The organism is Pseudomonas jinjuensis (assembly GCF_900103845.1).
GTDB lineage: Bacteria > Pseudomonadota > Gammaproteobacteria > Pseudomonadales > Pseudomonadaceae > Pseudomonas > Pseudomonas jinjuensis.
This window is the reverse complement of sequence record NZ_FNIJ01000009.1, coordinates 171,181-197,463: the sequence shown is the minus strand read 5'-3', so window position 1 is coordinate 197,463 and position 26,283 is coordinate 171,181. Positions and strand designations below refer to the sequence as shown.

Here is a 26,283-nt window from a genome sequence, read left to right as displayed (position 1 = left end):
CCCAGTCCTTGCTCGCGAACAAAATACGCGGAGATACCAAGACAGTTGCTCCTACAACCATGGCAGCCGGGACGACGTAGGGTGGATGAGGCTTTTTTCATCCACCATTGCGGGGCTGGACGGTGGATCGATGGAGCCGATCCACCCTACGGCACGCACAACCGCTCGGTCCCTCCGCACTCCCTTGGCGCATCCCGTGCTTGAAATACTGAACACATGATGCGTATTTTGTACGCGCCGCCACCGTGCGCGGCGCCGTACCTACAAGGATAAGAGTCATGACTACCGATGGGCGCAGCCAGATCGCCGAACGGCTGGCTGGAGTCGAAGAGATCGAATGCGTCACTCCCGACCTCAACGGAGTGCCGCGAGGCAAAGTGATGACCGGCGAGGGCTTCCTCTCCGGGCGCCGCCTGCAGCTGGCGCGCGGCGTGCTGTTGCAGTGCATCATGGGCGGCTACCCGCCCTCGCGCTTCTACGGAGCCGACGACGGTGACCTGGCCCTGGTCGCCGATCCCACCCAGATTCACCGCCTGCCCTGGAGCGACACCCCGCGCGCCCTGGCCATCTGCGACGCGCAGGAGCTGGACGGCTCGCCATCCGGGCTGTCCACCCGCGGCCTGCTCAGGCAGGTGGTCGCGAAATACGCCGCCCACGGCTGGACGCCGGTGGTCGCCACCGAGCTGGAATTCTTCGTGTTCGCCCCGAACGGCGACCCGACCCGGGACTTCGAGGCCCCCGTCGGCCTGGATGGCCGTCGCGAACTGGGCCATTCGGCCTTCAGCGTGTCGTCGAACAACGGCCTGCGCCCGTTCTGGGCAGACGTCTACCGTTGCATGGATGCCGTCGGCCTGGAGCGCGACACCTTCATGCACGAGATGGGCACCAGCCAGTTCGAGATCAACTTCCTGCACGGCGACCCGGTGCTGCTGGCCGACCAGACCTTCCTCTTCAAGCACCTGCTCAAGGAAGTCGCGCTCAAGCATGGCCTGGTAGTGGTGTGCATGGCCAAGCCGCTGGCGAAGACTCCGGGCAACTCGATGCACATCCACCAGAGCATCGTCGACGCCGCCGGCAACAACATCTTCAGTGACGCCAATGGCGAGGCTACACCGGCCTTCCGCCACTTCATCGGCGGCCTGCAGGCCTGCCTGGCGGATTTCACCCTGCTGTTCGCGCCGCACGTGAACTCCTTCCTGCGCCTGTGCAATCCCTACGCCTCGCCGAACAATGCCTGCTGGTCGCACGACAACCGTGCCGCCGGCCTGCGCATCCCGGCCAGCGGCCCGTCCGCGCGGCGCGTGGAGAACCGCCTGCCGGGCGCCGACGCCAACCCCTACCTGTCCATCGCCGCCAGCCTGGCGGCCGGCCTGCACGGCATCGAGAACGAACTGGAGCCGAGCGAGGCGATCCAGGGCGAGATCGAGGTGCCGGACGCGCTGACGCTGCCCTGCACCATGTACGACGCCCTGCAGCGCCTGAAGCGCAGCAAGCTGGCGCGGGAGATCTTCGGCGTCGAGTTCGTCGAGGGCTACGCGGCGACCAAGTCCATGGAGCTGGCGAGCTTCTACGACGAGATCACCCCGTGGGAGCGTCGCGTGCTCGCCGCCCAGGCCTGATCGCCACGCAGCGTCGCCGTGCCGCAGGGCGCGGCGACGCTTTTCCGACATCGTTCTTTCCTCCGCGCGACCCGCTCTGCTTCTGCCCCGGCATGGCACTCGACGCGCGACCCGCTTGCCTCTAAGGTGAAACCACAGGTGCCGTGGTTGCGGCCGCCGTTTCGCCGTTCCACCCGTCTGGACCAAGGAGGTCCGATGAGCCGGATATTCACCTCCTTCCGTGCGCTGTACTTCGCCACCCTGATGATGCTGACCGGTTCCGGTCTGCTGAGTACCTACCTGGCATTGCTCCTGGCGGAGCAGAAGGTCGACGGCCTCTGGGTCGGCGGGCTGATGGCCGCCTACTACCTCGGCCTGGTGCTGGGCGGCAAGATCGGCCACCGGCTGATCGCCCGGGTCGGCCACATCCGCGCCTACGTCGCCTGCGCCGGCATGGTCACCGCCGCGGTGCTGGGCATCGGCCTCATATCCTGGCTGCCGGTGTGGCTGGTGCTGCGCATGCTGATCGGCCTCGGCATGATGTGCCAGTACATGGTCATCGAGAGCTGGCTCAACGAGCAGGCCGACGCCAGCCGCCGCGGCACGGTGTTCGCCGGCTACATGGTGGCGTCCTACCTCGGCCTGGTGCTCGGCCAACTGGTGCTGGTGGTGCATCCGGGGCTGGGGCCGGAGCTGGCGATGCTGATCGCCATGTGCTTCTCGCTGTGCCTGGTGCCGGTGGCGATCACCCACAAGGTCCACCCGGCGCCGTTGCACCCGGCGCCGCTGGAACCGCGCTTCTTCCTCGAACGGGTGCCGCAGTCGCTGACCACGGTGCTGGTCTCCGGCCTGGTGATCGGCTCGTTCTACGGCCTGGCGCCGCTGTATGCGGCGGCCCAGGGGCTGAGCACCAAGGAAGTGGGGATCTTCATGGGCAGCTGCATCTTCGCCGGCCTGCTGGTGCAGTGGCCGCTGGGCTGGCTGTCGGACCGCCACGACCGCGCCGTGCTGATCCGCAGCGCCGGCATCCTGCTGCTGCTCGCCAGCCTGCCGCTGGCGGTGCTGCCGTCGCTGCCGATGGAGGCCATGCTGCCGCTGGGCTTCGCCGTGTGCCTGGTGCAGTTCAGCCTGTATCCGCTGGCGGTGGCCTTCTCCAATGACCATATCGAGGCGGACCGGCGCGTCTCGCTGACCGCCATGCTGCTGGTCACCTTCGGCGTCGGCGCCTGCATCGGGCCGCTGGCGGCGAGCGCGCTGATGAAGGCGTTCGGGCCGAACATGCTCTACGCCTTCGCCGGTGCCTGCGCGCTGCTGGTGATCTGGCGCGTGCGGCCGGAGAAGGTCACCGGCCTGCACCGGGTCGACGAGGCGCCGCTGCACCACGTGCCGACGCCGGACAGCATGGCCAGCTCACCGTTCGTGGCAGCGCTCGATCCGCGGGTCGGCAACCAGGCGGTGGCGGAGCAGATGAAGGGCAGCGAGGCGCCGGTGCCGGAGGCGGAAGAGGAGAGCAGGCCGGCGTGAGTCCGGGGGAACCATGGTGGAAGCGGTTTTTTGTGTAGGAGCGGGCCATGCCCGCGAAACGCCGGCGCTGCCGATGTCGCGCGCATGGCGCGCTCCTACAGGTCCGGGTAGGGCAATGAAATGGACTCCTCCCTCCTACGGCGCAGCGCCTAGAACAGCTCTTCCTTCTCGAACCGCCGCGCCTCGCGCTGCAGCTGGTAGACGAAGCGTTCCACCTGGCGCTGTTCCAGCCCGGCGATGCGGTGGAAGCGCAGGCCGGCGAAGCTGGCGTCTAGTTTCTCGTCGTACTTCACGTAGCGCACCTCGACGCCCACGGTGATCGTCCCGAAGGGCAGGCGCAGGGTGCAGCGCTCGTAGACCTCGCCTGGCTGCAGGCGGTTGCCGATGTCGCGTTCGAAGCGCAGCTTGCAGCCGGTGGCGGAGATGTCCAGCAGCTTGCCTTGCAGTCCCGCCTTGAGCTTTTCCCCGCCGAGTTCGACGCTGACCGGCTCGCTCTGCTTCAGCTTCGCCCGGTAGGCGTTGCGGCGCTGGTGGTAGAGCATTTCCTCCGGCAGCGGCAGCCAGTAGCAGCGGTGCTTGTCCAGCTCATCGAAGGTCACCGCCTGGCGGCATTCCCAGGCGATGCGGATGCCTTCGTGGGATGCCTCGATGCGGAAGGGTTCGGCATTCTGCAGGTAGCGTTCGCCGTCGTTGGGCATCAGTTCGTCGAGGGCGATGCGGTTCGCCGCGCGGTCCACTTCGACGACATAGCTCTGGAAACGCTGCTGGCGATCGGCGAAGGCGATCACCAGGGGATCGTGGCTATCCATCAGCATCTGCAGGCAGGCGTGGATTTCCACGGGGGCCGTCAGGGTCCTGGGCGGCTGCGGGCCGTTTTCCCGGGCGAAGGGACTGGACACGATCGAAAACTCTCCATCCTTAGTGCTTTTGTTCGTGGACCGGATCGGTATTTCAGGCCTGGCTGAGCGGGCGCTGGCGGGTTCCGCTGGTGGCGCCGCCGTGACGGTCGTAGAGACTCGGGGTGTCCTGGCCGCGGAGGATGTCCAGCAGGCGTCCGGTGGATACCTGTCCGGCGCGGATCACCCGGCCGTTGCGCAGGTTGGCCTGCTGGCACTGTTCGAGCCGCGCGGCCAGTTCGTCGCTGCGCTCCAGCAGCTCGCTGGCGGCACCCTGTGCGACCAGTCGGGCGAGGCCGGCGCGATCCAGGCTCAGGCCGCCCTGCTGGAGGATGTCTCCACGCAGACGGGCGTTGCGCTCCAGCTGCTGCACCAGTGGCAGCTTGCCGTCCAGCAGTTGCTGCAGACGGGGCAGGTCGCGCTGTTCCAGCGCCTGGAATTCCTCATCGAGCGACTGCAGCAGCCGGTTGGCGGCGTCGATATCGTCGATGAACAGCTGGAGCAGGATCGAGTCGGACATCGCGGGCTCGGCTCAGGCGACCTGAAGGTCAGCGCTTGGATTCGAAATCGAGCAGCTTGCTGGCGACGCGCTCGGCGTCGACCTGGTAGCTGCCGTCGGCGATGGCCTGCTTGATGCGCTCGACCTTTTCCTTGTCGACCACCGGCAGCTCCTTCAGCTGTTCGCTGGCTTTCTGCAGCTGCTGCGCGGTATCGCTGAGCTGCACGGATTCGCCGCTCTTGCCGCTGGCGGCAGTGGCGCCGGTCGCCTCGGGGGCGGCGGCTTCGTTGCGATCATTCTGCACGCTGCCGCTGCGCCCGGTGCTGACTGGTGTGCCGGCGGGATTCAGCCGGTTGAAGTCGATGACCATGGTATGAACCTCTGGGGTTTTGCACGCTTGACCCGGTTGTCGGCCGGAAAGGGAAAACCTTTAACTCAAAATCTTGCGCATTCGCGCACAGTTTAGGGAGCCTTGCGACAAATCGCTACAAGCCGACTTCCACGGTTCCCGGTTCCACCACCCGCGCCTTCACCACCCGCTGCGACTGCAGGTTGCGCACGCGGATCTGCTGGCCGGGCACGCCGTCGGCCAGCGCCTCGCCGGGCATCACCACGTTCACCCTGCTGCTGCGGGCGCGGATCATCACCGCGTCGCCCCTGCGCACCGCCTCGGCCTGTTCGAGGAATACCGGGGCGAGGACCTGCTCGCCCGGCGTGGCGCGGCGGAGTTTCTGCCCGAGCGCCTGTTCGGGGTCGGTGAGATAGCCCTGGGTGAGCAGGCCGGTGTCGCGCTCCACCTGGGCGATGTCGCCGGCTTCCACCACCCGGCCGCGCTTCAGTGGGCGGGTGGTCACCAGCACCTCGCGGAACAGCCGCACCTGCGCCGGGACGAACACCGTCCACGGCGAACTGCCGTCGCAGCGCACCCGCAGCGTGACCCGGCCGACCGGTTGCGCCGGGCTTTCCAGCGCCTGGTTCAGCGGCTGGTCGCACTCGGCGAGGCGCAGGCGCGGGTCGATGCGGCCGATCTCGATCTCGTAGCGGGCGTCGATGCCGCTGGCGCGCAAGTGTTCTTCCACCTTGAACTCAAGAAATCCCTGGGCGGAGCCGATAAGTACCTCGGGCGCGGTAAAGCCCCTGGCCTGGCTGTCGCCAAGCAGGAGGGCGGCCGCGATGCCGAGTGCTCCGGCGAGCGTCCGGCGCGTTTCGCGTCGGCGTCGGAAAAATGTCGTTGCCTGTCTCATGCAACGGTTCAAGCAATGGTCGTGCCGCCCGGCAGTCGAGGCGGCACTGCGGGGAGGTGCAATGGCCGGAGTCATGGATTCGGTCGACCGGCGAACCCAGCTGGTCGGGCAGAATCGCCTCGAATTGCTGCTGTTCCGTCTGGATGGCAGCCAGCTTTACGGGATCAACGTGTTCAAGGTGCGCGAGGTGCTGCAGTGCCCGCGGCTGACGGTGATGCCAAAGTCCAACCAGGTGGTGCGCGGGGTGGCGAACATCCGCGGCGGCACCATCCCGATCCTCGACCTGTCGATGGCGACCGGGCGCCCGGGGCTGCGCGATCTCGCCAACAGCTTCGTGATCATCACCGAGTACAACACCAAGGTGCAGGGCTTCCTGGTGCAGTCGGTGGAGCGCATCGTCAACCTGAACTGGGAGGAAGTCCTGCCGCCGCCCAGCGGTACCGGCCGCGACCACTACCTGACGGCGGTGACGCGGGTGGACGGGCGGATGGTGGAAATCATCGACGTGGAGAAGGTCCTCGCCGAAGTGGCGCCGACTTCCGAGAAGATTTCCGACGGCGTGCTCGACCCCGAGGTGCAGAGCCGCGCGCCGGGCAAGCGCGTGCTGGTGGTGGACGACTCCTCGGTGGCGCGCAAGCAGCTGCTGCGCTGCCTGGACACCGTGGGCGTGGAAGCCTTCGCCCTCGGCGACGGCCGCCAGGCGCTGGACTACCTGCGGCAGATGGTGGATGCCGGCGGGCGGCCGGGGCAGGAACTGCTGATGGTGATCTCGGACATCGAGATGCCGGAGATGGACGGCTACACCCTCACGGCGGAAATCCGTCACGACACGCGGCTGCAGGACCTGCACATTCTCCTGCATACTTCGCTGTCCGGCGTGTTCAACCAGGCCATGGTGAAGAAGGTCGGCGCCAACGACTTCCTCGCCAAGTTCAATCCGGACGACCTGGCGGCACGGGTGAGCGAGCGCATCAGGGCCGTGGATGGACATTGAACCGATCGCCGGCGTCACGCGCGCCGTCAGGCCCCTGCCGGGCCTGACCGGCGGCGCGCCCTGCACGCCATTCCCCCAGCGCAAAGAGGCGATTTCCTTGACCGCGACCCCCTCCGAATACGAGCTGTTCCGGGCCTTCCTGGAGAAGACCTGCGGGATCGTGCTGGGCGCCAACAAGCAGTACCTGGTGTCCAGCCGGCTCAACCGGCTGATGGAGCAGGTCGGCATCCGTTCGCTCGGCGAACTGCTGCAGAAGGTCCAGGCGCCGGGCGGCGCCGCGCTGCGCGAGCAGGTGGTGGACGCCATGACCACCAACGAGACCCTGTGGTTTCGCGACACCTATCCGTTCGAGGTGCTGAAGAGCCGCATCCTGCCCGAGCTGATCAAGGCCAACCCCGGCCAGCGCCTGCGCATCTGGTCGGCGGCCTGTTCGTCCGGCCAGGAGCCCTATTCGCTGTCGATGGCGATCGACGAATTCGAGCGCAGCAATCTCGGCCAGCTGCGCGGCGGGGCGCAGATCGTCGCCACCGACCTGTCCGGCTCGATGCTGGTGGCATGCAAGTCCGGCGAGTACGACAACCTGGCGATGGGCCGAGGCCTGGCGCCGGAACGCCAGCAGCGCTACTTCGAGGAGCGCTCGCCGGGACGCTGGACGGTGAAGCCGGCAATCCGCAGCCGCGTCGAATTCCGCGCGCTGAACCTGCTGGACAGCTACGCGCTGCTGGGCAAGTTCGACCTGATCTTCTGCCGCAACGTGCTGATCTACTTCTCGGTGGAAGCCAAGCGCGACATCCTGCTGCGCATGCACGCGGCGCTGAAGCCGGGCGGCTACCTGTTCCTCGGCGCCTCCGAGGCGCTGAACGGATTGCCGGAGCATTACCAGATGGTGCAGTGCAATCCGGGGATCGTTTACCGGGCGAAGTGACGGCGGCGGCGGGGCCGGTCGCGGGCATGGCCCGCTCCTACAGGCACGTTCCCGCTCTTCGCAGGACCGAGGGGGACGCCCAGTCCTTGCTCGCGAACAAAATGCGCCGAGATGCCAAGACAGAAACGTAGGGTGGAGCGTGATCCACCCTACGCTTGCCGCTTCGCTTTGCCGCCAGGCGGAAAACCCTTGCCGCCTGCCGCCGGCAGAATCGCCCAACTCCCTGATTCATAAAGGCTGAATGATCTGGCACGCACCTTGCTGAAGTGATGGCAGGCCCATACCGGCAAAGGTTCGTGACCATGAGCATCAGCTTCGACAAAGCCCTCGGCATCCACCAGCAGGCCCTCGCGTTCCGTTCGCAGCGGGCCGAGGTGCTGGCCAACAACCTGGCCAACGCCGACACCCCGAACTACAAGGCGCGCGACCTGGACTTCGCCAGCGTGCTCGCCGCCCAGGCCGAGAAGACGCAGCACGGCGCCTTCGCCGCCACCCGCACCAGCGCCCGGCACATCGCCGCGGAAGGTTTCGGCGCGGGCGACGACGTCCTGCAGTACCGCATCCCGATGCAGGCGTCGCTGGACCAGAACAGCGTCGATGCCCAGGTCGAGCAGGCCAAGTACGCCGAGAACTCGGTGCACTTCCAGGCTTCCTTCACCTTCCTCAACAACAAGTTCAAGGGCCTGATGAGCGCCCTGCGCGGGGAGTGATCGCCATGTCGCTAGCCAATGTCTTCAACATCGCCGGCACCGGCATGAGCGCCCAGACCACCCGGCTGAACACCACCGCCAGCAACATCGCCAACGCCGAGACGGTTTCCTCCAGCGTCGACCAGACCTACCGCTCCCGCCATCCGGTGTTCGCCACCATGTTCCAGCAGGCGCAGGGCGGGCAGGGCTCGCTGTTCGCCGAGGGCGACCAGGCCGGCAGCGGCGTGCAGGTGCTCGGCGTGGTCGAGGACCAGAGCCCGCTGGTGCCGCGCTACGAGCCGAACCATCCGGCGGCCAATGCCGAGGGCTACGTGTACTACCCGAACGTCAACGTGGTGGAGGAAATGACCGACATGATCTCCGCCAGCCGCGCCTTCCAGACCAACGCGGAAATGATGAACACCGCCAAGCAGATGATGCAGAAGGTCCTGACCCTGGGTCAGTAAGGAACCTCGATGAACGTAGATAGCAGCACGTCCAGTGCGATCCTGGCGAACCTGAACGGCACCTCGCGCGGCGCCGATGCGAGCGCCGGCAGCAACAACCTCGGCAAGGACTCCTTCCTGCAGTTGCTGGTCACCCAGATGAACAACCAGAACCCGCTGGAGCCGCAGGACAACACCGCCTTCGTCTCGCAGCTGGCGCAGTTCAGCAGCCTGGAAAGCATGCAGAACCTCGACGGCACCCTCGGCTCCTTCTACTCCGCGTTCCAGTCGTCCCAGGCGCTGCAGGCCTCGTCGCTGGTCGGCCGCTCGGTGATAGTCGCGTCCGACAAGGCGCAGCTGGAGTCCGGCGAGTCGCTCGACGGCAGCTTCGCCATGCCGGCCTCCGGCGATGGCGTGACGGTGAAGATCTACGACGAATCCGGCGAACTGGTGCGCACCCTCGACCTCGGCACGCAGAAGGCCGGCAGCGCCGACTTCAGCTGGGACGGCAAGGACGAGGACGGCAACTTCGTTTCCGGCGGCATCTACAAGTTCAAGGCTTCGGCCAGCTTCGACGGCACCTCCGTCGATCTCGCCACCTACCTGCCGGCCACGGTCAACAGCGTGACCCTCGGGCAGAGCGGCGAAGGCATGATCCTCAACCTCGCCGGCATCGGCGGGGTGCGGGCCTCCAGCGTCCAGACCATCGGCAAGTGAATCCATAAAGGAGCAGATCCATGTCCTTCAATACCGCCCTGAGTGGTCTGAACGCCGCCAGCACCGACCTCAACGTCACCGGCAACAACATCGCCAACGTCGGCACCACCGGCTTCAAGTCGTCGCGCACCGAGTTCGGCGACCTCTACGCCATTTCCATGTTCGGCAACGGCCGCAACTCGGTGGGCAGCGGCGTGGTCACGCAGAACATCGCCCAGCAGTTCACCCAGGGCAACATCAGCAGCACCGGCAACAGCCTGGACCTGGCGATCAACGGCAACGGCTTCTTCATGGTCAGCGACAACGGCGCGCGCATGTACACCCGCGCCGGCGTGTTCCGCACCGACGCCTCCGGCTTCATCGTCGACAACTCCGGCAACCGCCTGCAGGGCTACGGCGTGAATGGCAGCGGCACCATCGTCAACGGGGTGATCGGCGACCTGCGCGTCGACACCACCAACCAGCTGCCCAACCCGACCTCGGCGATCACCTCGACCCTGAGCCTGAACTCCACCGCCAAGCCGCCGAGCATCGTCCCGTTCGACGCCACCGACGCCGGCAGCTACAACTGGTCGACCTCGGTGGACATCTACGACTCCCAGGGCAACTCGCACACCATGACGAACTACTTCGTCAAGGACGAGAGCAACGGCTGGAGCATGTACACGCTGGTCGACGGCCGCGCACCGACCGATCCGGCCAGCACCTCGCCGCTGCGTACCTCGCTGCAGTTCAATGGCGCCGGGCAGCTGACTTCCATCGCGCCGGTCAACCTGGCCGATCCCGCCGACCCCACCAGCACCATCCCGGCCTTCGGCCTGGACGCCAACGGCGCGCTGACCCTCGGCAACTGGGTGCCGGCGACCATCACCGACCCCGACAGCAACCCGGTGACCTGGGGCTCGAACGGCGCCGTTCCGTCCGCCGACGGCATCCGCTTCGACATGAGCAAGACCAGCCAGACCAACACCGCCTTCGCCGTCACCGCGGTGACCCAGGACGGCTACGGCACCGGCCAGATGTCCGGCCTGTCCATCGCCCAGGACGGGCAGATCTACGCCACCTACACCAACGGCGAATCCAAGCCCATCGGCCAGGTGATCCTCGCCAGCTTCGCCAATTCCCAGGGCCTGACCCCGGTCGGCAACACCGGCTGGAAGCAGACTTTGGCTTCCGGCGAGGCGGTGATCGGCACGCCGACCTCCGGCACCCTCGGCTCGGTCAGCTCCGGCGCGCTGGAGGAATCCAACGTCGACCTGACCGCGCAACTGGTCAACCTGATCGTCGCCCAGCGCAACTACCAGGCGAACGCCAAGACCATCCAGACCGAGAGCACCATCTCCGACACCATCATCAATCTGCGGTGATGAGGCGTAGGTTTTCTATTGGATTCCCGCGTTCGCGGGAAAGACGGAGAGGGATGAAGCCTCACCTCACACCCGTCATCCTCGCGAACGCGGGGATCCAATAAACCGTGTAGGAGCGGGCCATGCCCGCGATAGAAAACAGGCGGCAACCCCCTTGCCGCCAGCGGCAGCATTTCGCCGCCGGCACTTCACAAGGCTCCCTCGGGAGCCTTTTTATTTGAACGAAAACAAATAGATACGCCGCCTCCCGGTTTCTGGCACAGCCCTTGCTGAAGCCCCTTCGGAATTTGAAAAACGCCGGAGGATTGCCGTGGACAAGATGCTGTACGTGTCGATGAGTGGAGCGAGCCAGAACACCCTGGCCATGCGCGCTCACGCCAACAACCTGGCGAACATCTCCACCAGCGGATTCCGCCGGGATTTTGAACAGGCGCGTTCGATGCAGGTGTTCGGCGACGGCTTCCCGGCGCGGGCCTATGCGATGAGCGAGCGGCCCGGCACCGACTTCTCCGCCGGCAGCCTGCAGCAGACCGGCCGCGACCTCGACGTCGCCGCCAAGGGCGACGCCTGGATCGCCGTGCAGGCGCCGGACGGCGGTGAAGCCTACGTGCGCACCGGCAGCCTGGAAATCGACGCCCTCGGCCAGCTGCGCACCGGCGACGGTTTGCCGGTGCTCGGCAATGGCGGGCCGATCGCCGTGCCGCCGCAGCAGAAGGTCGAGATCGGCGAGGACGGCACCCTGAGCATCCGCGGCCTCGGCGACAACCCCAGCGTCATGGCCGAGGTCGACCGCATCAAGCTGGTCACCCTGAATCCGAAGCAGCTGGAGAAGGGCGCCGACGGCCTGGTCCGCACGAAAGTCGAGCCCGGCCAGCTGCCGCCACAGGCCGACGCCAACGCGCGGCTGCAGTCCGGCTTCCTCGAATCGAGCAACGTCAACGCGGTGGAAGAGATGACCGCGATCCTCGCCCTGTCCCGCCAGTTCGAGCTGCACGTGAAGATGATGCGCACCGCCGAGGACGACGCGGCGGCTGCGGCCCGGGTCTTGCAATTCAGCTAATCAACCAGTTCGCGGCGCCGGAATGACGGCGCCGCCAGGAGAACGACATGCTTCCGGCACTGTGGGTCAGCAAGACGGGTCTAGCGGCCCAGGACATGAACCTGACCACCATTTCCAACAACCTGGCCAACGTGTCCACCACCGGGTTCAAGCGCGACCGCGCCGAATTCCAGGACCTGCTGTACCAGATCAACCGCCAGCCCGGCGCCCAGTCCAGCCAGGACAGCCAGCTGCCCTCCGGCCTGCAGCTCGGCACCGGTGTGCGCGTGGTCGGCACGCAGAAGAACTTCACCGCCGGCAGCCTGCAGACCACCGACAACCCGCTGGACCTGGCGGTGAACGGCCGCGGCTTCTTCCAGGTGCTGATGCCGGACGGCACAGTCGCCTACAGCCGCGACGGCAGCTTCCACCTGAACTCCGACGGGCAGATCGTCACCTCCAACGGCTACGCGCTGGAGCCGGCCGTGGTGGTGCCGGCGGAAACCCAGACCTTCACCGTTGGCCAGGACGGCACCGTCTCCGTGACCACCGCCGGCAACCCGCAGCCGCAGATCATCGGCAACCTGCAGACCGCCGACTTCATCAACCCGGCCGGCCTGCAGGCGATGGGCAACAACCTGTTCCTCGAAACCGCCTCCAGCGGCGCGCCGCAGGTCGGCACCCCGGGTCTGAACGGCCTCGGCACCGTGCAGCAGAACACCCTGGAGAACTCCAACGTCAGCGTGGTGGAGGAGATGGTGAACATGATCACCACCCAGCGCGCCTACGAGATGAACTCCAAGGTCATTTCGACGGCGGACCAGATGTTGTCGTTCGTGACTCAAAATCTTTGATGCGTGACGGAGCCCCAGCGGCTCCCTGAGAGGTAGTTGTATGCGCCGTTTCCTGATCCTTCCGCTGCTGGCCGTGGCCGCCCTGGCCGGGTGCGTCAGTCCGCCGCCGAAAGCGGACGACCCGTACTACGCCCCGGTGCTGCCGCGCACGCCGTTGCCGGCGGCGCAGAACAACGGCGCGATCTACCAGGCCGGCTTTGACAACAACTACTTCAGCGACCGCAAGGCCTTCCGCGTGGGCGACATCATCACCATCACGCTCAACGAGAAGACCCAGGCCAGCAAGAAGGCCAACTCCGACATCCAGAAGGACAGCAAGACCAACATGAGCCTGACCTCGCTGTTCGGCGGCGGGGTGTCGACCAAGAATCCGGTCACCGGCGGCAACCTGACGCTGGATGCCCAGTACGCCGGCTCGCGCGACGCCAAGGGCGACAGCCAGGCGGCGCAGAGCAACAGCCTGACCGGCTCGATCACCGTCACCGTGGCCGAGGTCATGCCCAACGGCATCCTCGCCGTGCGCGGCGAGAAGTGGATGACCCTGAACACCGGCAACGAGCTGGTGCGCATCGCCGGCCTGGTCCGCGCCGACGACATCGCCACCGACAACACCGTGCCCTCGAACCGCGTGGCCGACGCGCGCATCACCTATTCCGGCACCGGCGCCTTCGCCGACGCGAGCCAGCCGGGCTGGCTCGACCGGTTCTTCCTGAGCCCGATGTGGCCGTTCTGAGCAGGGTGGTGCGGACGATGATCACTGTAGGAGCGGGCCATGCCCGCGAAATTTTCCGTGTTGGCAGGGTCGCGGGCATGGCCCGCTCCTACATGATTCTGCTCTGTGCATTGCTGTGCCTGCCCGCCCAGGCCGAACGCCTCAAGGACATCGCCACCATCCAGGGCGTGCGCAACAACCAGCTGATCGGCTACGGCCTGGTGGTCGGCCTCAACGGCACCGGCGACCAGACCACGCAGACGCCGTTCACCCTGCAGACCTTCAACAACATGCTGGCGCAGTTCGGCATCAAGGTGCCGGCGAACGTCGGCAACGTGCAGCTGAAGAACGTCGCCGCGGTCTCCGTGCACGCCGACCTGCCGCCGTTCGCCAAGCCCGGCCAGGCCATCGACATCACCGTTTCCTCCATCGGCAACGCCAAGAGCCTGCGCGGCGGCAGCCTGCTGATGACCCAGCTGAAGGGTATCGACGGCCAGACCTACGCCATCGCCCAGGGCAACCTCGTCGTCGGCGGCTTCGATGCCGAGGGCCGCGACGGTTCGAAAATCACCGTCAACGTGCCGTCCGCCGGCCGCGTGCCGTCCGGCGCCACGGTGGAGCGCGCGGTGCCGAGCGGCTTCGACCAGGGCAACAGCCTGACCCTCAACCTCAACCGTCCGGATTTCACCACCGCCAAGCACATCGTCGACCGCATCAACGACCTGCTCGGCCCGGGTGTGGCCCAGGCCATCGACGGCGGCTCGGTGCGGGTCAGCGCGCCGCTCGATCCGGGCCAGCGGGTCGACTACATGTCGGTGCTGGAAAACCTCGAGGTGCAGTCCGGCGAGGCGGTGGCCAGGGTCATCATCAACTCGCGCACCGGCACCATCGTCATCGGCCAGAACGTGCGCGTGTCGCCGGCCGCCGTGACCCACGGCAGCCTCACCGTGACCATCACCGAAGACCCCATCGTCAGCCAGCCCGGCCCGTTCTCCAACGGCCAGACCGCCGTGGTCCCGCGTTCGCGGGTGAATGCCGAGCAGGAAGCCAAGCCGATGTTCAAGTTCGGCCCGGGGACCACGCTGGACGAGATCGTCCGCGCGGTGAACCAGGTCGGCGCGGCGCCCGGCGACCTGATGGCGATCCTCGAAGCCCTGAAACAGGCCGGCGCGCTGCAGGCCGAGCTGATCGTGATCTGAGGTCGCCATGGACGCACGCCTGTTCAACGCCCGCCTTTCCGCCGACAGCGGCGCCTACACCGATCTCAACCGGCTGAACCAGTTGAAGACCGGCGACCGCAACAGCGAGGGCAACATCCGCAAGGTCGCCCAGGAATTCGAAGCGCTGTTCATGAACGAAATGATGAAGTCGATGCGCTCGGCCAACGAGGTGTTCGCCAAGGACAACTACCTCAACAGCGAGACCAGCAAGCAGTACCAGGACATGCACGACCAGCAGCTGTCGCTGTCGCTGTCCCGCGACGGCCACGGCATCGGCATGGCCGACGTGCTGGTGCGGCAGATGCAGCAGATGAGCGGGGTGAAGTCCAACGGCGGCAATCCGTTCGCCCAGATCGGCGACAGGCCGCTGGCGAAGGCCGAATCGCCGCAGCCGCTGCGCGACGACCGCCAGGCGCTGAACGCCCGCCGCCTGGCGCTGCCCGGCAAGCTCAAGGACCGCCAGGTCGCCGGCATCGCTCCGGGTGTCGCCGGCGCAGGGGAGGGCAAGCCGCTGGCGCGGGACGACTGGCGCGCTTCCGGCAAGTACGACCGGGTCGCCGCGGCAGTCGAGGGGAAGAAGAACCTGAAGCCGGGCCAGCGCCTGTTCGCCTCCCGCGACGAATTCATCGCCACCATGCTGCCGATGGCCGAACGCGCCGCCAAGCGCATCGGCGTCGACCCGCGCTACCTGGTCGCCCAGGCCGCGCTGGAAACCGGCTGGGGCAAGTCGCTGATCGTCCGCCGCGACGGCAGCAGCGGCCACAACCTGTTCGGCATCAAGGCCGGCGGCAGCTGGCAGGGCGACTCCGCCAAGGCGCTGACCAGCGAATACGAGAACGGCCGCAAGGTCCGCGAGGTCGCCGCGTTCCGCGCCTACGACTCGTTCGAGCAGAGCTTCCACGACTACGTCAGCTTCCTGCAGAACAACGACCGCTACCAGGACGCCCTCGACTCCGCCACCCGGCCCGAGCAGTTCATGAAGGAACTGCAGCAGGCCGGCTACGCCACCGATCCGCAGTACGCGCGCAAGGTCAACCAGATCGCCCGGCAGATGCGGGTGTACGAGACCGTCGCCATGGCCGATGGGCCGACCCGGAAAATCTAAGGAAAGACCATGAGCTTGTTGTCCATCGCCCTGTCGGGTCTGCGTTCGACCCAGACATCCCTGACCAGCACCGGGCACAACATCGCCAACGTCAACACGCCCGGCTATTCGCGCCAGCAGGCGGTGCAGGAAACCAGCATTCCGCAGTTCGCCGGCTTCGGCTACGTCGGCACCGGCAGCCAGGTGGCCGACGTGCGCCGGCTGGCCAGCGACTTCCTCACCGGCCAGGTGCGCACGGCCACCAGCCAGAGCAACGAGCTGGATGCCTTCAAGGGGCAGATCGAACAGCTCGACGCGCTGCTCTCCGACACCACCACCGGCATCAGCCCGGCGCTGCAGAAATTCTTCGCCGCGCTGCAGACCGCCGCTTCCAATCCGTCCGCCAGCGAGGGCCGCGAGGGGCTGCTGGCCGAGGCGCAGGGGCTGTCGAAATCCTTCAACACGCTGTACGACCAGCTCGACAAGCAGAACGGCCTGATCAACCAGCAGCTCGGCTCGCTGGCCAGCCAGGTCAACGCGCTGGCTTCGACTGTGGCCGGCTACAACGAGGCGATCCTCAAGACGGTGGCTACCGGCGTGGCGCCGAACGACCTGCTGGACGCCCGCGAAGAGGCGGTGCGCCAGCTCTCCGAACTGGTCGGCGTGCAGGTGGTGCAGCAGGACGACAACTCCCTCAGCCTGTTCATCGGCACCGGCCAGCCGCTGGTGGTGGGCAACAAGGTCTCGACCCTGCAGGTGGTGCCGGGCACGGACGACCCCGGCCGCCATCAGGTGCAACTGGTCAGCGGCAGCGTCACCCAGACCATCACCCCGCAGATTTCCGGCGGCCAGATGGGCGGCCTGCTGGCCTACCGCGACACCGCGCTGGACAACGCCTACAACAAGCTCGGGCAGATCGCCCTGACCTTCACCGATGCGATCAACCGCCAGCTGGGGCAGGGGCTGGACCTGGCCGGCCAGGCGGGCGGCAAGCTGTTCGTCGATATCAACGATCCGGACCTGACCGCGCTGCGGGTGCTGGAGCGGAGCGGCAATACGGGCGTGGTGAAGGCCGGCCTGTCGATCACCGACACCGGCAAGCTGAATCCCAGCGACTATCGGCTGGATTACGACGGCACCGGCTTCACCGCGCGACGCATGAGCGATGGCGAGAAGATCGATGTGACGGTGTCGGGAACCGGCCCGTACACCTTGAGCTTCGCCGACTCGAAGGGCGAGGGGCAGGGCTTCGAAGTGACCCTGGATGCGCTGCCCGCGGCGGGCGACCGCTTCACCCTGCAACCGACCCGCAACGGCGCCGGCGATATCCGCAACACCCAGCTCAAGGCCGAGCAACTGGCGTTCGCCGGTACCGCGCGCGGCGAGACCGCCACCAACAACCGCGGCAACGGCAGCATCGGGCAGCCGCAGCTGATCGGCGGGCCGTCGCCAGTGGTGGTCGGCGACTTGCAGAACCTGTTCGGCAGCGGTCTCTCGCTGAGTTTCGACGCCGCCGGCAATACGTTCACCGGCAGCCTGCCGGCGGGCGCGTCGCTCAGTTACGTCTCGCCGACTCCAGGCATTCTGGTGCCGGACCAGACCAACACCCTGCGCCTGGACTACACCGACCCGGGGACCGGCAACAGCTACAGCTACGAATTCACCCTCAGCGGCGTGCCGCAGACCGGCGACAGCTTCAGCCTGGCGTTCAACAGCAAGGGCGTCTCCGACAACAGCAACGCCCTGGCGCTCTCCGCCCTGCAGAGCAAGGCCACGGTGGGCGGCAGCAACGGCAGCAACTTCAACTCTGCATATGGCGGGCTGGTGGAGCGCATCGGCACCCTGACCGCACAGGTGCGCAACAACTCCGACGCCAGCGCCACGGTGCTCAAGCAGGCCCAGGACAGCCGCGACTCGCTGTCCGGCGTGAGCCTCGACGAAGAGGCGGCCAACCTGATCCAGTTCCAGCAGTACTACAACGCATCGGCGCAGGTGATCCAGATCGCCCGCTCGCTGTTCGACACCCTGCTGGGCAGCTTCCGCTAAGGACTGAGACATGCGTATCTCGACCATCCAGGCCTACAACAACTCGGTCGCCGGCCTGCAGCGCAACTACTCCAGCGTCACCCGCACCCAGGAGCAGATCAGCACCGGCAAGCGCATCCTCACCCCGGCCGACGACCCGGTGGCCTCGGTGCGCCTGCTGCAGCTCAGCCAGGAGCAGGCGCTCAACGGCCAGTACAAGACCAACCTCACCGCGGCGAAGAACAGCCTGAACAGCGAGGAGGCCATCCTCACCTCGGTGGGCAACGTGCTGCAGCGCATCCGCGAGATCGCCGTGCAGGCCGGCAACGGCGCCCAGGACTCCACCGACAAGCAGGCGCTGGCCAGCGAACTGTCGCAGCGCGAAGACGAACTGCTGAACCTGCTGAACAGCCGGGACGCCAACGGCAAGTACCTGTTCTCCGGCTCCCAGGGCGACACCCAGCCCTTCATCCGCAACGCCGACGGTACCTACAGCTACCAGGGCGACGACAGCCAGCGCCAGGTGCAGATCGCCAGCAGCACCCTGCTGCCGATCAGCGACAGCGGCAAGAAACTGTTCGAGAACGTGTTCAACGCCAACCGGGTGACCACCGGGGCGGCGGCAGGCAATAGCGGCACGGGGCGGATTTCGCTGGGGCTGGTGGAGGACAAGCTGGCCTACGACGGCGAGTTCCCGTCGAGCAACCCGCCGGCGGCGGGCGATGGCATCGGCATCCGTTTTCTCGATGACCGGAACTACGAGGTTTACGACCTCAACGATCCGGGGTTGCCGGCGAGCTATGCGGCGTTGGGCAGTGGTTCCATCGACGACAACAGCCAGACCAGCGACTTCATCCGCTATGGCGGGGTGAAGGTGCAGATCGATGGCGAGGTGAAGGCGGGCGACGACTTCAGCATCCGACGCGACCCGGCCAACGAAAAGCGCGGCCTGCTGGACAGCGTGGCCGACCTGCGCAAGGCGCTGAGCGCCATTCCCAATGACCAGAGTGGCAACTACACGGTGCGCGATGCCACCGCCATCGCCCTGTCCAACCTCGACGCGGCGAACAACCAGGTGCTCAAGGTGCGCGGGCAGATCGGTGCGCGGCTGAACACCATCGAGTCGACGGAAACCTTCATCGACGACGTGACCCTGGTGAACACCGGCGTGATTTCCGACCTGCAGGACCTGGACTACGCCGAAGCGCTGTCGCGCCTGTCGCTGCAGTCGACCGTGCTGCAGGCGGCGCAGCAGAGCTACGTGAAGGTGCGGGGGCTGAGCCTGTTCAACTATCTCGGTTGAGGGGAGCCATCCCGGAATGTGACGACCCTATCGACGCGGGAGCGTCGGGGGCTGCATACCCACGCAGGAGCATGGGAACGATAAGGGTGGGTGACGTTGTAGGAGCGGGCCATGCCCGCGACCTGCGACGGTGTCGCGCGCATGGCGCGCTACAGGTACGGGAAAGATCGGTATCGGCCGGGTAGGGTGCATGCGGCACGGCCTTGTAGGAGCCAGCTTGCTGGCGATCCCGGAGGTTACCGCCAACACCTGAGCGGCCGGCGGACACGGATGATCGCCAGCAAGCTGGCTCCTACAGGTTCGGTTTCCAGGATTTGCAACGCACTTTCGGATTAAAGCCCCGGCCACTTCGGTCGATAGCGTGGATGTACCGCTCACGACGCCACTCCGGGTCGCGGGCATGTTGAATCGGCCGCCCACCGACAGCGAAAGAAAAAAGCAAGCAATTTCGCTAAAGATCCACGAACCGGCGCCGATAAGAAGGATGAATGCGAATTCTTGGGATACCTGAGCAAGCAGGCCGAGATATCGCGAGCTCAGGCATCAAACAGGACCTCTGAAGGAGACCGCCATGGCCCTTACCGTCAACACGAACATTGCCTCCCTGAACACCCAGCGCAACCTGTCCACCACTTCCAGCGCGCTGAGCACTTCGCTGGAGCGTCTGTCCACCGGTTCGCGCATCAACAGCGCCAAGGACGATGCCGCAGGCCTGCAGATTTCCAACCGTCTGACCAACCAGATCAGCGGCCTGGGCGTGGCGGTACGCAACGCCAACGACGGCATCTCCCTGTCGCAGACCGCTGAAGGCGCCCTGCAGCAGTCCACCAACCTGCTGCAGCGCATGCGCGACCTGGCTATCCAGTCCGCCAACGGCTCCAACAGCGACGCCGACCGCGCTTCCCTGCAGAAGGAAGTTTCCGCGCTGCAGAGCGAACTGACCCGTATCGCCGAAACCACCACCTTCGGTGGCCGCAAGCTGATGGATGGCTCCTTCGGTACCTCCAGCTTCCAGGTTGGTTCCAACGCCTACGAAACCATCGACGTTACCGTGAAGAACGCTTCGGCCAGTGCTATCGGTTCCTACCAGACTGGTAGCAAGACCAATGCTGCGGCCACCAGCGGCGTGCCGACTGCAGACAACCTGTCGACCCGTACCGCCAGCGTCGTTGCTGATGCCAGCGCCGCCTTCACCGATCGGAATCTGTCTGTAGTGGGTGGTGGCGTTTCCACCTCCGTGCACGTTGCTGCTGATGACAGCGCCAAGACCCTGGCCGGCAAGTTCAACGGCGCGCTGCCGGGACTGACCGCCACCGCGCGCACAGTGTTCACTGCCGAAGTGAATGCTACAGCTGGCCAGTCCGCCGATTTCACCATCAAGGTCGGCAGCGGCGAGAACGCCGCCACCGTCAACCTGGTGGGCGTCACCTCCACCGAGAACCTGGCGCAGCAGCTCAATTCCAACGCCGCCAAGCTGGGCCTGAAGGCCAACCTGTCCACTGACGGTAAGCTGACCATCGAATCTTCCACCGGCGAGAACGTTTCTTTCGGCAAGAGCACCAACAATCAGGTCGGCGTAAGTGTGCAAGTGCAGGATGCTTCCGGCAACTTTGGTCCAAAAACCGCGGTGGCTGATACTGAGGGCAAAACGGTGGTGGGCTATGTGCAGCTCAACTCGCCGGAGAGCTATGCGATATCCGCTCCGACCACGAACGCCGTCCAGCACTTCAACGAAGTGAAACTGTCAGATGTTGCCTATGTTCAGGGTGGTACTCCTGATGTAACTAAGGATCCCGCAAAGTTCACTTTGACCGAGATTAAAGTTGCTAATGCTGCTTATGGCGAACTGACAATTGATTTGTCTAGTTATACCGGGGATAAAGCTTTCACTGGCACGGATGATTTACTTGCGGCCATCAAAGAGCAGGATAAAACTGGTGCTTTGATTATAGATACCTCTAAGAACACTATTCGATCGGCCAACGGCGGTGATATCACGTTTGGAACTGTTGGGGGGATAATTGCTAATGGTACCGCCTCTTCTAGCCAAGGCAGCGTAACTCTCACCTTCAATAAGTTGAAGAATGATGACACCTATACCACTACTAACACTGCGGTGAGCGGCGGCAATTCTACTGGTGACGACGTGACCATCACCGGCGTCCCCGGCGGCCACGAACTCTTCGGTTCCGCCAGCGCCACCAAGAACTCCGTCAGCGAAGTCGACATCTCCTCCGCCGACGGCGCCCAGCGCGCCATCGCCGTGATCGACAACGCCCTGGCCGGTATCGACTCCCAGCGCGCCGACCTCGGTGCGGTGCAGAACCGCTTCGAGAACACCATCAACAACCTGCAGAACATCTCGGAAAACGCCTCCGCTGCCCGCAGCCGGATCAAGGACACCGACTACGCCTCGGAAACCGCCAACCTGTCGAAGAACCAGGTGCTGCAACAGGCCGGCACCGCGATCCTCGCCCAGGCCAAGCAGCTGCCGCAGGCGGTTCTCTCCCTGCTGCAGTAAGGCAGGAAGCTCGCGATAAGCGTCAGGAGGAAGGGCCATGCCCTTCCTCCTTTTTTGCTCGTGTGAGGGAAGGACATGGATATTTCGAAAATCGCTTCCACGTCTTCGTCGTTGCCCGGCACTCGTAGCCTGGCCGGCGACAGCTCCCGGCAATCCTCCTTGCCCCGGCAGGAGGACGCATCGATTTCACGGGATCGCCTGGATTCGGCGGTCACGAGCATTTCCTCCTTCGTGCAGAGCCTGCAGCGCAATCTCGATTTCAGCGTCGACGAAGCCAGCGGCCAGGTGGTGATCAAGGTGATCGACCGCGATTCCGGCGACCTGGTGCGGCAGATTCCCTCGGAGGAAGCCCTGCGCCTGGCGGAGCGATTGAAGGAGCTGCGCAGCCTGATGTTCGAGGCGCATGCGTAGCTGGCATGGTTCTTGTCTCATCGGTTGGAAATCACCGATCCAGACGATTCTTTGACGGAGGAGCGCAATGGCTGGCATTACCGGTATCGGCTCGGGCATGGACATCGACAGCATGGTCACGGCCATCGTCGGTGCCGAGCAGGCGCCGAAGCAGAACCAGCTCGCCAAGCTGGAGAAGACCACCACCACCCAGCTCACCGCCCTCGGGCAGCTGAAGGGCGCGATCAGCACCTTCCAGAGCGCTCTGGTGGCGCTCAACAGCCCGTCGCAGTTCCTCGCCCGCACGGCGACTTCTTCCGACACCAAGGTATTCACCGCCACGGCCAGCCAGAGCGCGCCGTCCGGCACCTACCAGCTGGAAGTCTCCCAGCTCGCCAGCCCCAGCAAGGTGGCGCTGGCGGCGGTGCCGTCGGGCGATGACAAGAAGCTCTCCAGCGGCACGCTGTCGATCAAGGTCGGCAGCGAGCAGATCCTCGAACTGAAGATCGACTCGACCAACAACACCCTGTCCGGCATCCGCGATGCGATCAACAAGGCCGCGGCAGGCGTCAGCGCCAATATCGTCACCGACGACCATGGCTCGCGCCTGGTGCTGACCGGCGCCAAGCAGGGTGACGGCAACGACATCAGCGTGGATGTCACCGGTGCCGGCGATGAAGACGGCACCACCTCGCTGAGCAAGCTGGCGTTCAGCGGCAATGCGGTCGCCCCCGACTCCGCGGACTATCCCGATGGCGTCGACGACGCCGATTACCAGGCCGCGCTGAAGGCATACGACGAGGCGGGCAAGGTCCTCACCACGGCGCAGAGCGCCAAGCTGAAGATCGATGGCCTGAGCGTCACGTCCGATTCCAACACCATCGGCAACCGCATCAGCGGCGTAAGCATCGACCTCAAGGCGACCGGCAGCAGTACGCTGACCGTGGCCCAGGACCAGGCCGGCGTGAAGGGCAACGTGCAGAAGTTCGTCGATGCCTACAACGTGCTGATCAACTACATCAACTCCGCTACCAAGGTTACCGTGGTCAACGAGACTGATGCTCCGGTGACTGGCGATCTGGTCGGCGACAGCTCGGTGCGTTCGCTGGTCAACACCATCCGCAACGAACTGGTTTCCGTGCAGGGCGACGGTGTGATCCGCGGCCTCGCCGACCTCGGCGTGACCACCCAGCAGGATGGCACTCTGAAGGTCGACTCGGACAAGCTGGGCAAGGCGGTTACCAGCAATTTCGACGGCATTGCCGGCTATTTCACCGGTGACGATGGGCTGGCGACGCGTTTGGGCAACAAGCTCAAGGCCTATACCGATGGCGATGGCATTCTCGAACTGCGCACCGACGCTCTGCAGGCGACCCTGGACAAGGTCGACAAGCAGAAGGAGGACCTGACCGCACGGATGACCGCGCTCAGCGAGCGCCTGTACAAGCAGTTCAACGCCATGGACGCCCTGGTCGGCCAGTTGAAGAACACCAGCGACAGCCTGACCTCGCTGTTCGACAACATGCCGGGCTTCGTCAGCCAGAAGGATTGATGGGGAAAAATCGGTAAAGATGGCGGACTCGTTGCCGATACAGGAGGTATCAGGAATCAACGAGGAGATTCATTCCATGTACGCCATGCGCGCCATGCAGCAATACCAGCGGGTCGGCATCCAGAGCGAAGTGTTCGAGGCCAGCCCGCACCGCCTGATCCAGATGCTCATGCAAGGCGGACTGGAACGCATCGCCCAGGCCCGCGGCGCCATCGAGCGGCAATCGATTGCCGAGAAAGGGGAGTTGATCGGCAAGGCCATTTCCATTATCAACGGCCTGCGCGAGCCGCTGGACCACGAAGTGGGTGGCGAACTCTCGCGCAATCTCGAAAGCCTTTACGAATACATGGTGATGCGCCTCGTCGAAGCCAACCGCGAAAACGACCCCGCGAAGCTGGACGAAGTCGCCGGCCTGCTGCGTGAAATCAAGTCCGGTTGGGACGGCATCGCCCACGCCGCGTGACCCAGGAGAAGTCGATGAGTTCGTCCGTGCAGTTCCTCGAAGAGACCGGCAGCGCCTTGCGCGCGGCCCTGGACAGCCGGGACTGGGCTGCGATCGGGGAGCTGGACCTGCGCTGCCGGCAGGCGGTGGAGGAGGCGATGGCGCAGGCCGGGGACGATACCGGGGAATTGCGCACGCGCCTGGGCGAGCTGCAGGAGCTGTACCGCGAGTTGGTGGGCATCTGCCAGGCGGAGCGCCAGCGCATCGCCGATGAGCTGCGCCAGCTGAACCAGTCGCGCCAGGGCGCCAAGGTCTACCAATTATTCGGTTGATTCGGAAGTTTTCGGACCGCAGTTCGCGTATCTTAAAGCCCAACCCGCCAGGGGACGGCGTCGGTCATAGCATCAAAAAAAACACGCCATTTATTTGACTCCCTCGGGGTTCTTTACTTTAATACTGGCTAAATGCTGGCGAGTATGGAGGTTGTCTTGTCGCCGGCATTGTCTCTTCCCGCCGTTGGCCGGCCTCCAGACTCCAGGAAGAAAGATCAAGATGTGGCGCGAAACCAAGATTCTGCTGATCGATGACAACCCCGAGCGTCGCCGCGAGCTCTCGGTAATCCTCAATTTCCTGGGCGAAGATCACCTGGCCTGTTCCAGCCGGCAGTGGCGCGAGACCACGGCCGAACTGGCCGACGGCAGCCGCGCGGTGCTCTGCGTCCTGCTCGGCGAGGTGGAGAGCAAGGGCGGGGCGCTGGAGCTGCTCAAGCAACTGGCGGCCTGGGACGAATTCCTGCCGGTGCTGCTGCTCGACGAGACGGCGCAGCCGGAATGGCCGGAGGACGTGCGTCGGCGCATCCTCGCCAGCGTGGAAATGCCGCCGAGCTACAACAAGCTGCTCGATTCCCTGCACCGCGCCCAGGTCTATCGCGAGATGTACGACCAGGCCCGCGAGCGCGGCCGCCAGCGCGAGACCAACCTGTTCCGCAGCCTGGTCGGCACCAGCCGCGCCATCCAGCAGGTGCGGCAGATGATGCAGCAGGTCGCCGATACCGACGCCAGCGTGCTGATCCTCGGCGAGTCCGGCACCGGCAAGGAAGTGGTGGCGCGCAACCTGCACTACCACTCCAAGCGCCGCGACGCGCCGTTCGTGCCGGTGAACTGCGGGGCGATCCCGGCGGAGCTGCTGGAAAGCGAACTGTTCGGCCACGAGAAGGGCGCCTTCACCGGCGCCATCACCAGCCGCGCCGGGCGCTTCGAACTGGCCAACGGCGGCACCCTGTTCCTCGACGAGATCGGCGACATGCCGCTGCAGATGCAGGTCAAGCTGCTGCGCGTGCTGCAGGAACGCACCTTCGAGCGGGTCGGCAGCAACAAGACGCAGAACGTCGACGTGCGCATCATCGCCGCCACCCACAAGAACCTGGAGAGGATGATCGAGGAGGGCGGCTTCCGCGAGGACCTGTACTACCGCCTGAACGTCTTCCCCATCGAGATGGCGCCGCTGCGCGAGCGGGTGGAAGACATCCCGCTGCTGATGAACGAACTGATCTCGCGGATGGAGCACGAGAAGCGCGGTTCGATCCGCTTCAACTCCGCCGCCATCATGTCGCTGTGCCGCCACGACTGGCCGGGCAACGTGCGCGAACTGGCGAACCTGGTGGAGCGCCTGGCGATCATGCATCCCTACGGGGTGATCGGTGTCGGCGAGCTGCCGAAGAAATTCCGCCACGTCGACGACGAGGACGAGCAACTGGTCAGCGGCCTGCGCGAATCCCTGGAGGAGCGCGCGGTGATCAACGGCGGCCTGCCGGGCCTGGATTCGCCGGCGCTGCTGCCGGTGGAAGGCCTCGACCTCAAGGATTACCTGGCGAACCTCGAACAGGGCCTGATCCAGCAGGCGCTGGACGACGCCAACGGCGTGGTCGCCCGCGCCGCCGAACGCCTGCGCATCCGCCGCACCACCCTGGTGGAGAAGATGCGCAAGTACGGCATGACCCGCCGCGAGGAGGAAGTGGCGGAGGATTGACGCCCCGCCACGAAAATCCATCGTTCCCACGCTCCCGCGTGGGAATGCCGCTCTCGACGCTCCCGCGTCGAAGGGACGCAGGAGCGTCCCCGGATGGGTTCCCACGCAGGAGCGTGGGAACCATGGCACGCCGGCGCTGGATGGAACCTGGATCGCCAGCAAGCTGGCTCCTACAGGTACGTTCCCGCTCTTCGTAGGAGCGAGCTTGCTCGCG

25 protein-coding genes are annotated in these 26,283 nt (G+C 65.6%); 21 read left to right on the top strand and 4 right to left on the bottom strand.

Going from position 1 to position 26,283, the window contains the following annotated elements; translation table 11 throughout:
• Positions 1-380: 380 nt before the first annotated feature.
• Both BLR75_RS14780 and BLR75_RS14775 read left to right on the top strand, forming a co-directional pair.
• Positions 381-1,619: a glutamine synthetase family protein gene (locus BLR75_RS14780; protein WP_174688565.1), complete on the top strand. Its 1,239-nt coding sequence runs from the start codon at positions 381-383 to the stop codon at positions 1,617-1,619.
• A gap of 195 nt (positions 1,620-1,814) precedes the next feature.
• Entirely contained in the window at positions 1,815-3,122 is a 1,308-nt protein-coding gene (locus tag BLR75_RS14775) for an MFS transporter (RefSeq protein WP_084311375.1), read from the top strand.
• 149 nt (positions 3,123-3,271) lie between these two features.
• Here the strand turns inward: BLR75_RS14775 and BLR75_RS14770 are convergent, their stop codons facing one another.
• The 4 genes from BLR75_RS14770 to flgA all read right to left on the bottom strand — a co-directional run bounded on the left by BLR75_RS14770 (position 3,272) and on the right by flgA (position 5,761).
• Positions 3,272-4,021 carry a flagellar brake protein gene (locus BLR75_RS14770; protein WP_084311374.1) on the bottom strand — a complete coding sequence of 250 codons (750 nt, stop codon included), beginning with the start codon at positions 4,019-4,021 and terminating at the stop codon, positions 3,272-3,274.
• Between the two features lie 52 nt (positions 4,022-4,073).
• Positions 4,074-4,538, bottom strand: a complete 465-nt coding sequence (locus BLR75_RS14765) for a flagella synthesis protein FlgN (RefSeq protein WP_084311373.1) — start codon at positions 4,536-4,538, stop codon at positions 4,074-4,076.
• Positions 4,539-4,566: 28 nt separating this feature from the next.
• A complete protein-coding gene (gene flgM / locus BLR75_RS14760; RefSeq protein WP_084311372.1) occupies positions 4,567-4,887 on the bottom strand; it encodes a flagellar biosynthesis anti-sigma factor FlgM in 321 nt (106 codons plus the stop codon).
• Between the two features lie 115 nt (positions 4,888-5,002).
• A complete protein-coding gene (gene flgA / locus BLR75_RS14755; protein WP_084311371.1) occupies positions 5,003-5,761 on the bottom strand; it encodes a flagellar basal body P-ring formation chaperone FlgA in 759 nt (252 codons plus the stop codon).
• Between the two features lie 61 nt (positions 5,762-5,822).
• Here flgA and BLR75_RS14750 point away from each other — a divergent pair, with 61 nt between their 5' ends.
• The 19 genes from BLR75_RS14750 to BLR75_RS14660 all read left to right on the top strand — a co-directional run bounded on the left by BLR75_RS14750 (position 5,823) and on the right by BLR75_RS14660 (position 26,069).
• Positions 5,823-6,755 (top strand): chemotaxis protein CheV, encoded by a 933-nt coding sequence (locus BLR75_RS14750; protein ID WP_084311370.1) that lies wholly within the window; start codon positions 5,823-5,825, stop codon positions 6,753-6,755.
• Positions 6,756-6,852: 97 nt separating this feature from the next.
• Positions 6,853-7,680 (top strand): CheR family methyltransferase, encoded by an 828-nt coding sequence (locus BLR75_RS14745; protein WP_090416088.1) that lies wholly within the window; start codon positions 6,853-6,855, stop codon positions 7,678-7,680.
• 302 nt (positions 7,681-7,982) lie between these two features.
• Positions 7,983-8,390: a flagellar basal body rod protein FlgB gene (flgB, locus tag BLR75_RS14740; protein WP_084311368.1), complete on the top strand. Its 408-nt coding sequence runs from the start codon at positions 7,983-7,985 to the stop codon at positions 8,388-8,390.
• Positions 8,391-8,395: 5 nt separating this feature from the next.
• On the top strand, positions 8,396-8,836 hold the full coding sequence (gene flgC, locus BLR75_RS14735) for a flagellar basal body rod protein FlgC (protein WP_084311435.1): 441 nt from the start codon (positions 8,396-8,398) through the stop codon (positions 8,834-8,836).
• Between the two features lie 9 nt (positions 8,837-8,845).
• The gene (gene flgD / locus BLR75_RS14730) at positions 8,846-9,532 is read left to right on the top strand and encodes a flagellar hook assembly protein FlgD (RefSeq protein ID WP_084311367.1); all 687 of its coding nucleotides are present in this window, start codon (positions 8,846-8,848) and stop codon (positions 9,530-9,532) included.
• Between the two features lie 20 nt (positions 9,533-9,552).
• On the top strand, positions 9,553-10,899 hold the full coding sequence (gene flgE / locus BLR75_RS14725) for a flagellar hook protein FlgE (RefSeq protein WP_084311366.1): 1,347 nt from the start codon (positions 9,553-9,555) through the stop codon (positions 10,897-10,899).
• 310 nt (positions 10,900-11,209) lie between these two features.
• Positions 11,210-11,959: a flagellar basal-body rod protein FlgF gene (flgF, locus tag BLR75_RS14720; protein WP_084311365.1), complete on the top strand. Its 750-nt coding sequence runs from the start codon at positions 11,210-11,212 to the stop codon at positions 11,957-11,959.
• Between the two features lie 47 nt (positions 11,960-12,006).
• A complete protein-coding gene (flgG, locus tag BLR75_RS14715) occupies positions 12,007-12,792 on the top strand; it encodes a flagellar basal-body rod protein FlgG (protein ID WP_084311364.1) in 786 nt (261 codons plus the stop codon).
• 40 nt (positions 12,793-12,832) lie between these two features.
• Entirely contained in the window at positions 12,833-13,525 is a 693-nt protein-coding gene (flgH, locus tag BLR75_RS14710; RefSeq protein WP_084311363.1) for a flagellar basal body L-ring protein FlgH, read from the top strand.
• Positions 13,526-13,602: 77 nt separating this feature from the next.
• Complete coding sequence (locus tag BLR75_RS14705) at positions 13,603-14,703, top strand: flagellar basal body P-ring protein FlgI (RefSeq protein ID WP_084311362.1); 1,101 nt, start codon at positions 13,603-13,605, stop codon at positions 14,701-14,703.
• Positions 14,704-14,710: 7 nt separating this feature from the next.
• Positions 14,711-15,829 (top strand): flagellar assembly peptidoglycan hydrolase FlgJ, encoded by a 1,119-nt coding sequence (flgJ, locus tag BLR75_RS14700; RefSeq protein ID WP_084311361.1) that lies wholly within the window; start codon positions 14,711-14,713, stop codon positions 15,827-15,829.
• Between the two features lie 9 nt (positions 15,830-15,838).
• Positions 15,839-17,854, top strand: a complete 2,016-nt coding sequence (flgK, locus tag BLR75_RS14695; RefSeq protein ID WP_084311360.1) for a flagellar hook-associated protein FlgK — start codon at positions 15,839-15,841, stop codon at positions 17,852-17,854.
• A 10-nt stretch (positions 17,855-17,864) separates the two neighbouring features.
• A complete protein-coding gene (gene flgL / locus BLR75_RS14690; RefSeq protein ID WP_084311359.1) occupies positions 17,865-19,136 on the top strand; it encodes a flagellar hook-associated protein FlgL in 1,272 nt (423 codons plus the stop codon).
• A gap of 571 nt (positions 19,137-19,707) precedes the next feature.
• Positions 19,708-21,657 carry a flagellin N-terminal helical domain-containing protein gene (locus BLR75_RS14685; RefSeq protein WP_084311358.1) on the top strand — a complete coding sequence of 650 codons (1,950 nt, stop codon included), beginning with the start codon at positions 19,708-19,710 and terminating at the stop codon, positions 21,655-21,657.
• A gap of 75 nt (positions 21,658-21,732) precedes the next feature.
• Positions 21,733-22,068: a flagellar protein FlaG gene (locus BLR75_RS14680; protein ID WP_084311357.1), complete on the top strand. Its 336-nt coding sequence runs from the start codon at positions 21,733-21,735 to the stop codon at positions 22,066-22,068.
• Between the two features lie 67 nt (positions 22,069-22,135).
• Positions 22,136-23,599, top strand: coding sequence for a flagellar filament capping protein FliD (gene fliD, locus BLR75_RS14675; protein WP_084311356.1), 1,464 nt, complete (start codon positions 22,136-22,138; stop codon positions 23,597-23,599).
• Positions 23,600-23,675: 76 nt separating this feature from the next.
• Positions 23,676-24,062, top strand: coding sequence for a flagellar export chaperone FliS (gene fliS, locus BLR75_RS14670; protein ID WP_084311355.1), 387 nt, complete (start codon positions 23,676-23,678; stop codon positions 24,060-24,062).
• A gap of 14 nt (positions 24,063-24,076) precedes the next feature.
• Entirely contained in the window at positions 24,077-24,373 is a 297-nt protein-coding gene (locus BLR75_RS14665) for a flagellar protein FliT (protein ID WP_084311354.1), read from the top strand.
• 220 nt (positions 24,374-24,593) lie between these two features.
• The gene (locus tag BLR75_RS14660) at positions 24,594-26,069 is read left to right on the top strand and encodes a sigma-54 dependent transcriptional regulator (RefSeq protein ID WP_084311353.1); all 1,476 of its coding nucleotides are present in this window, start codon (positions 24,594-24,596) and stop codon (positions 26,067-26,069) included.
• Positions 26,070-26,283 lie beyond the last annotated feature (214 nt).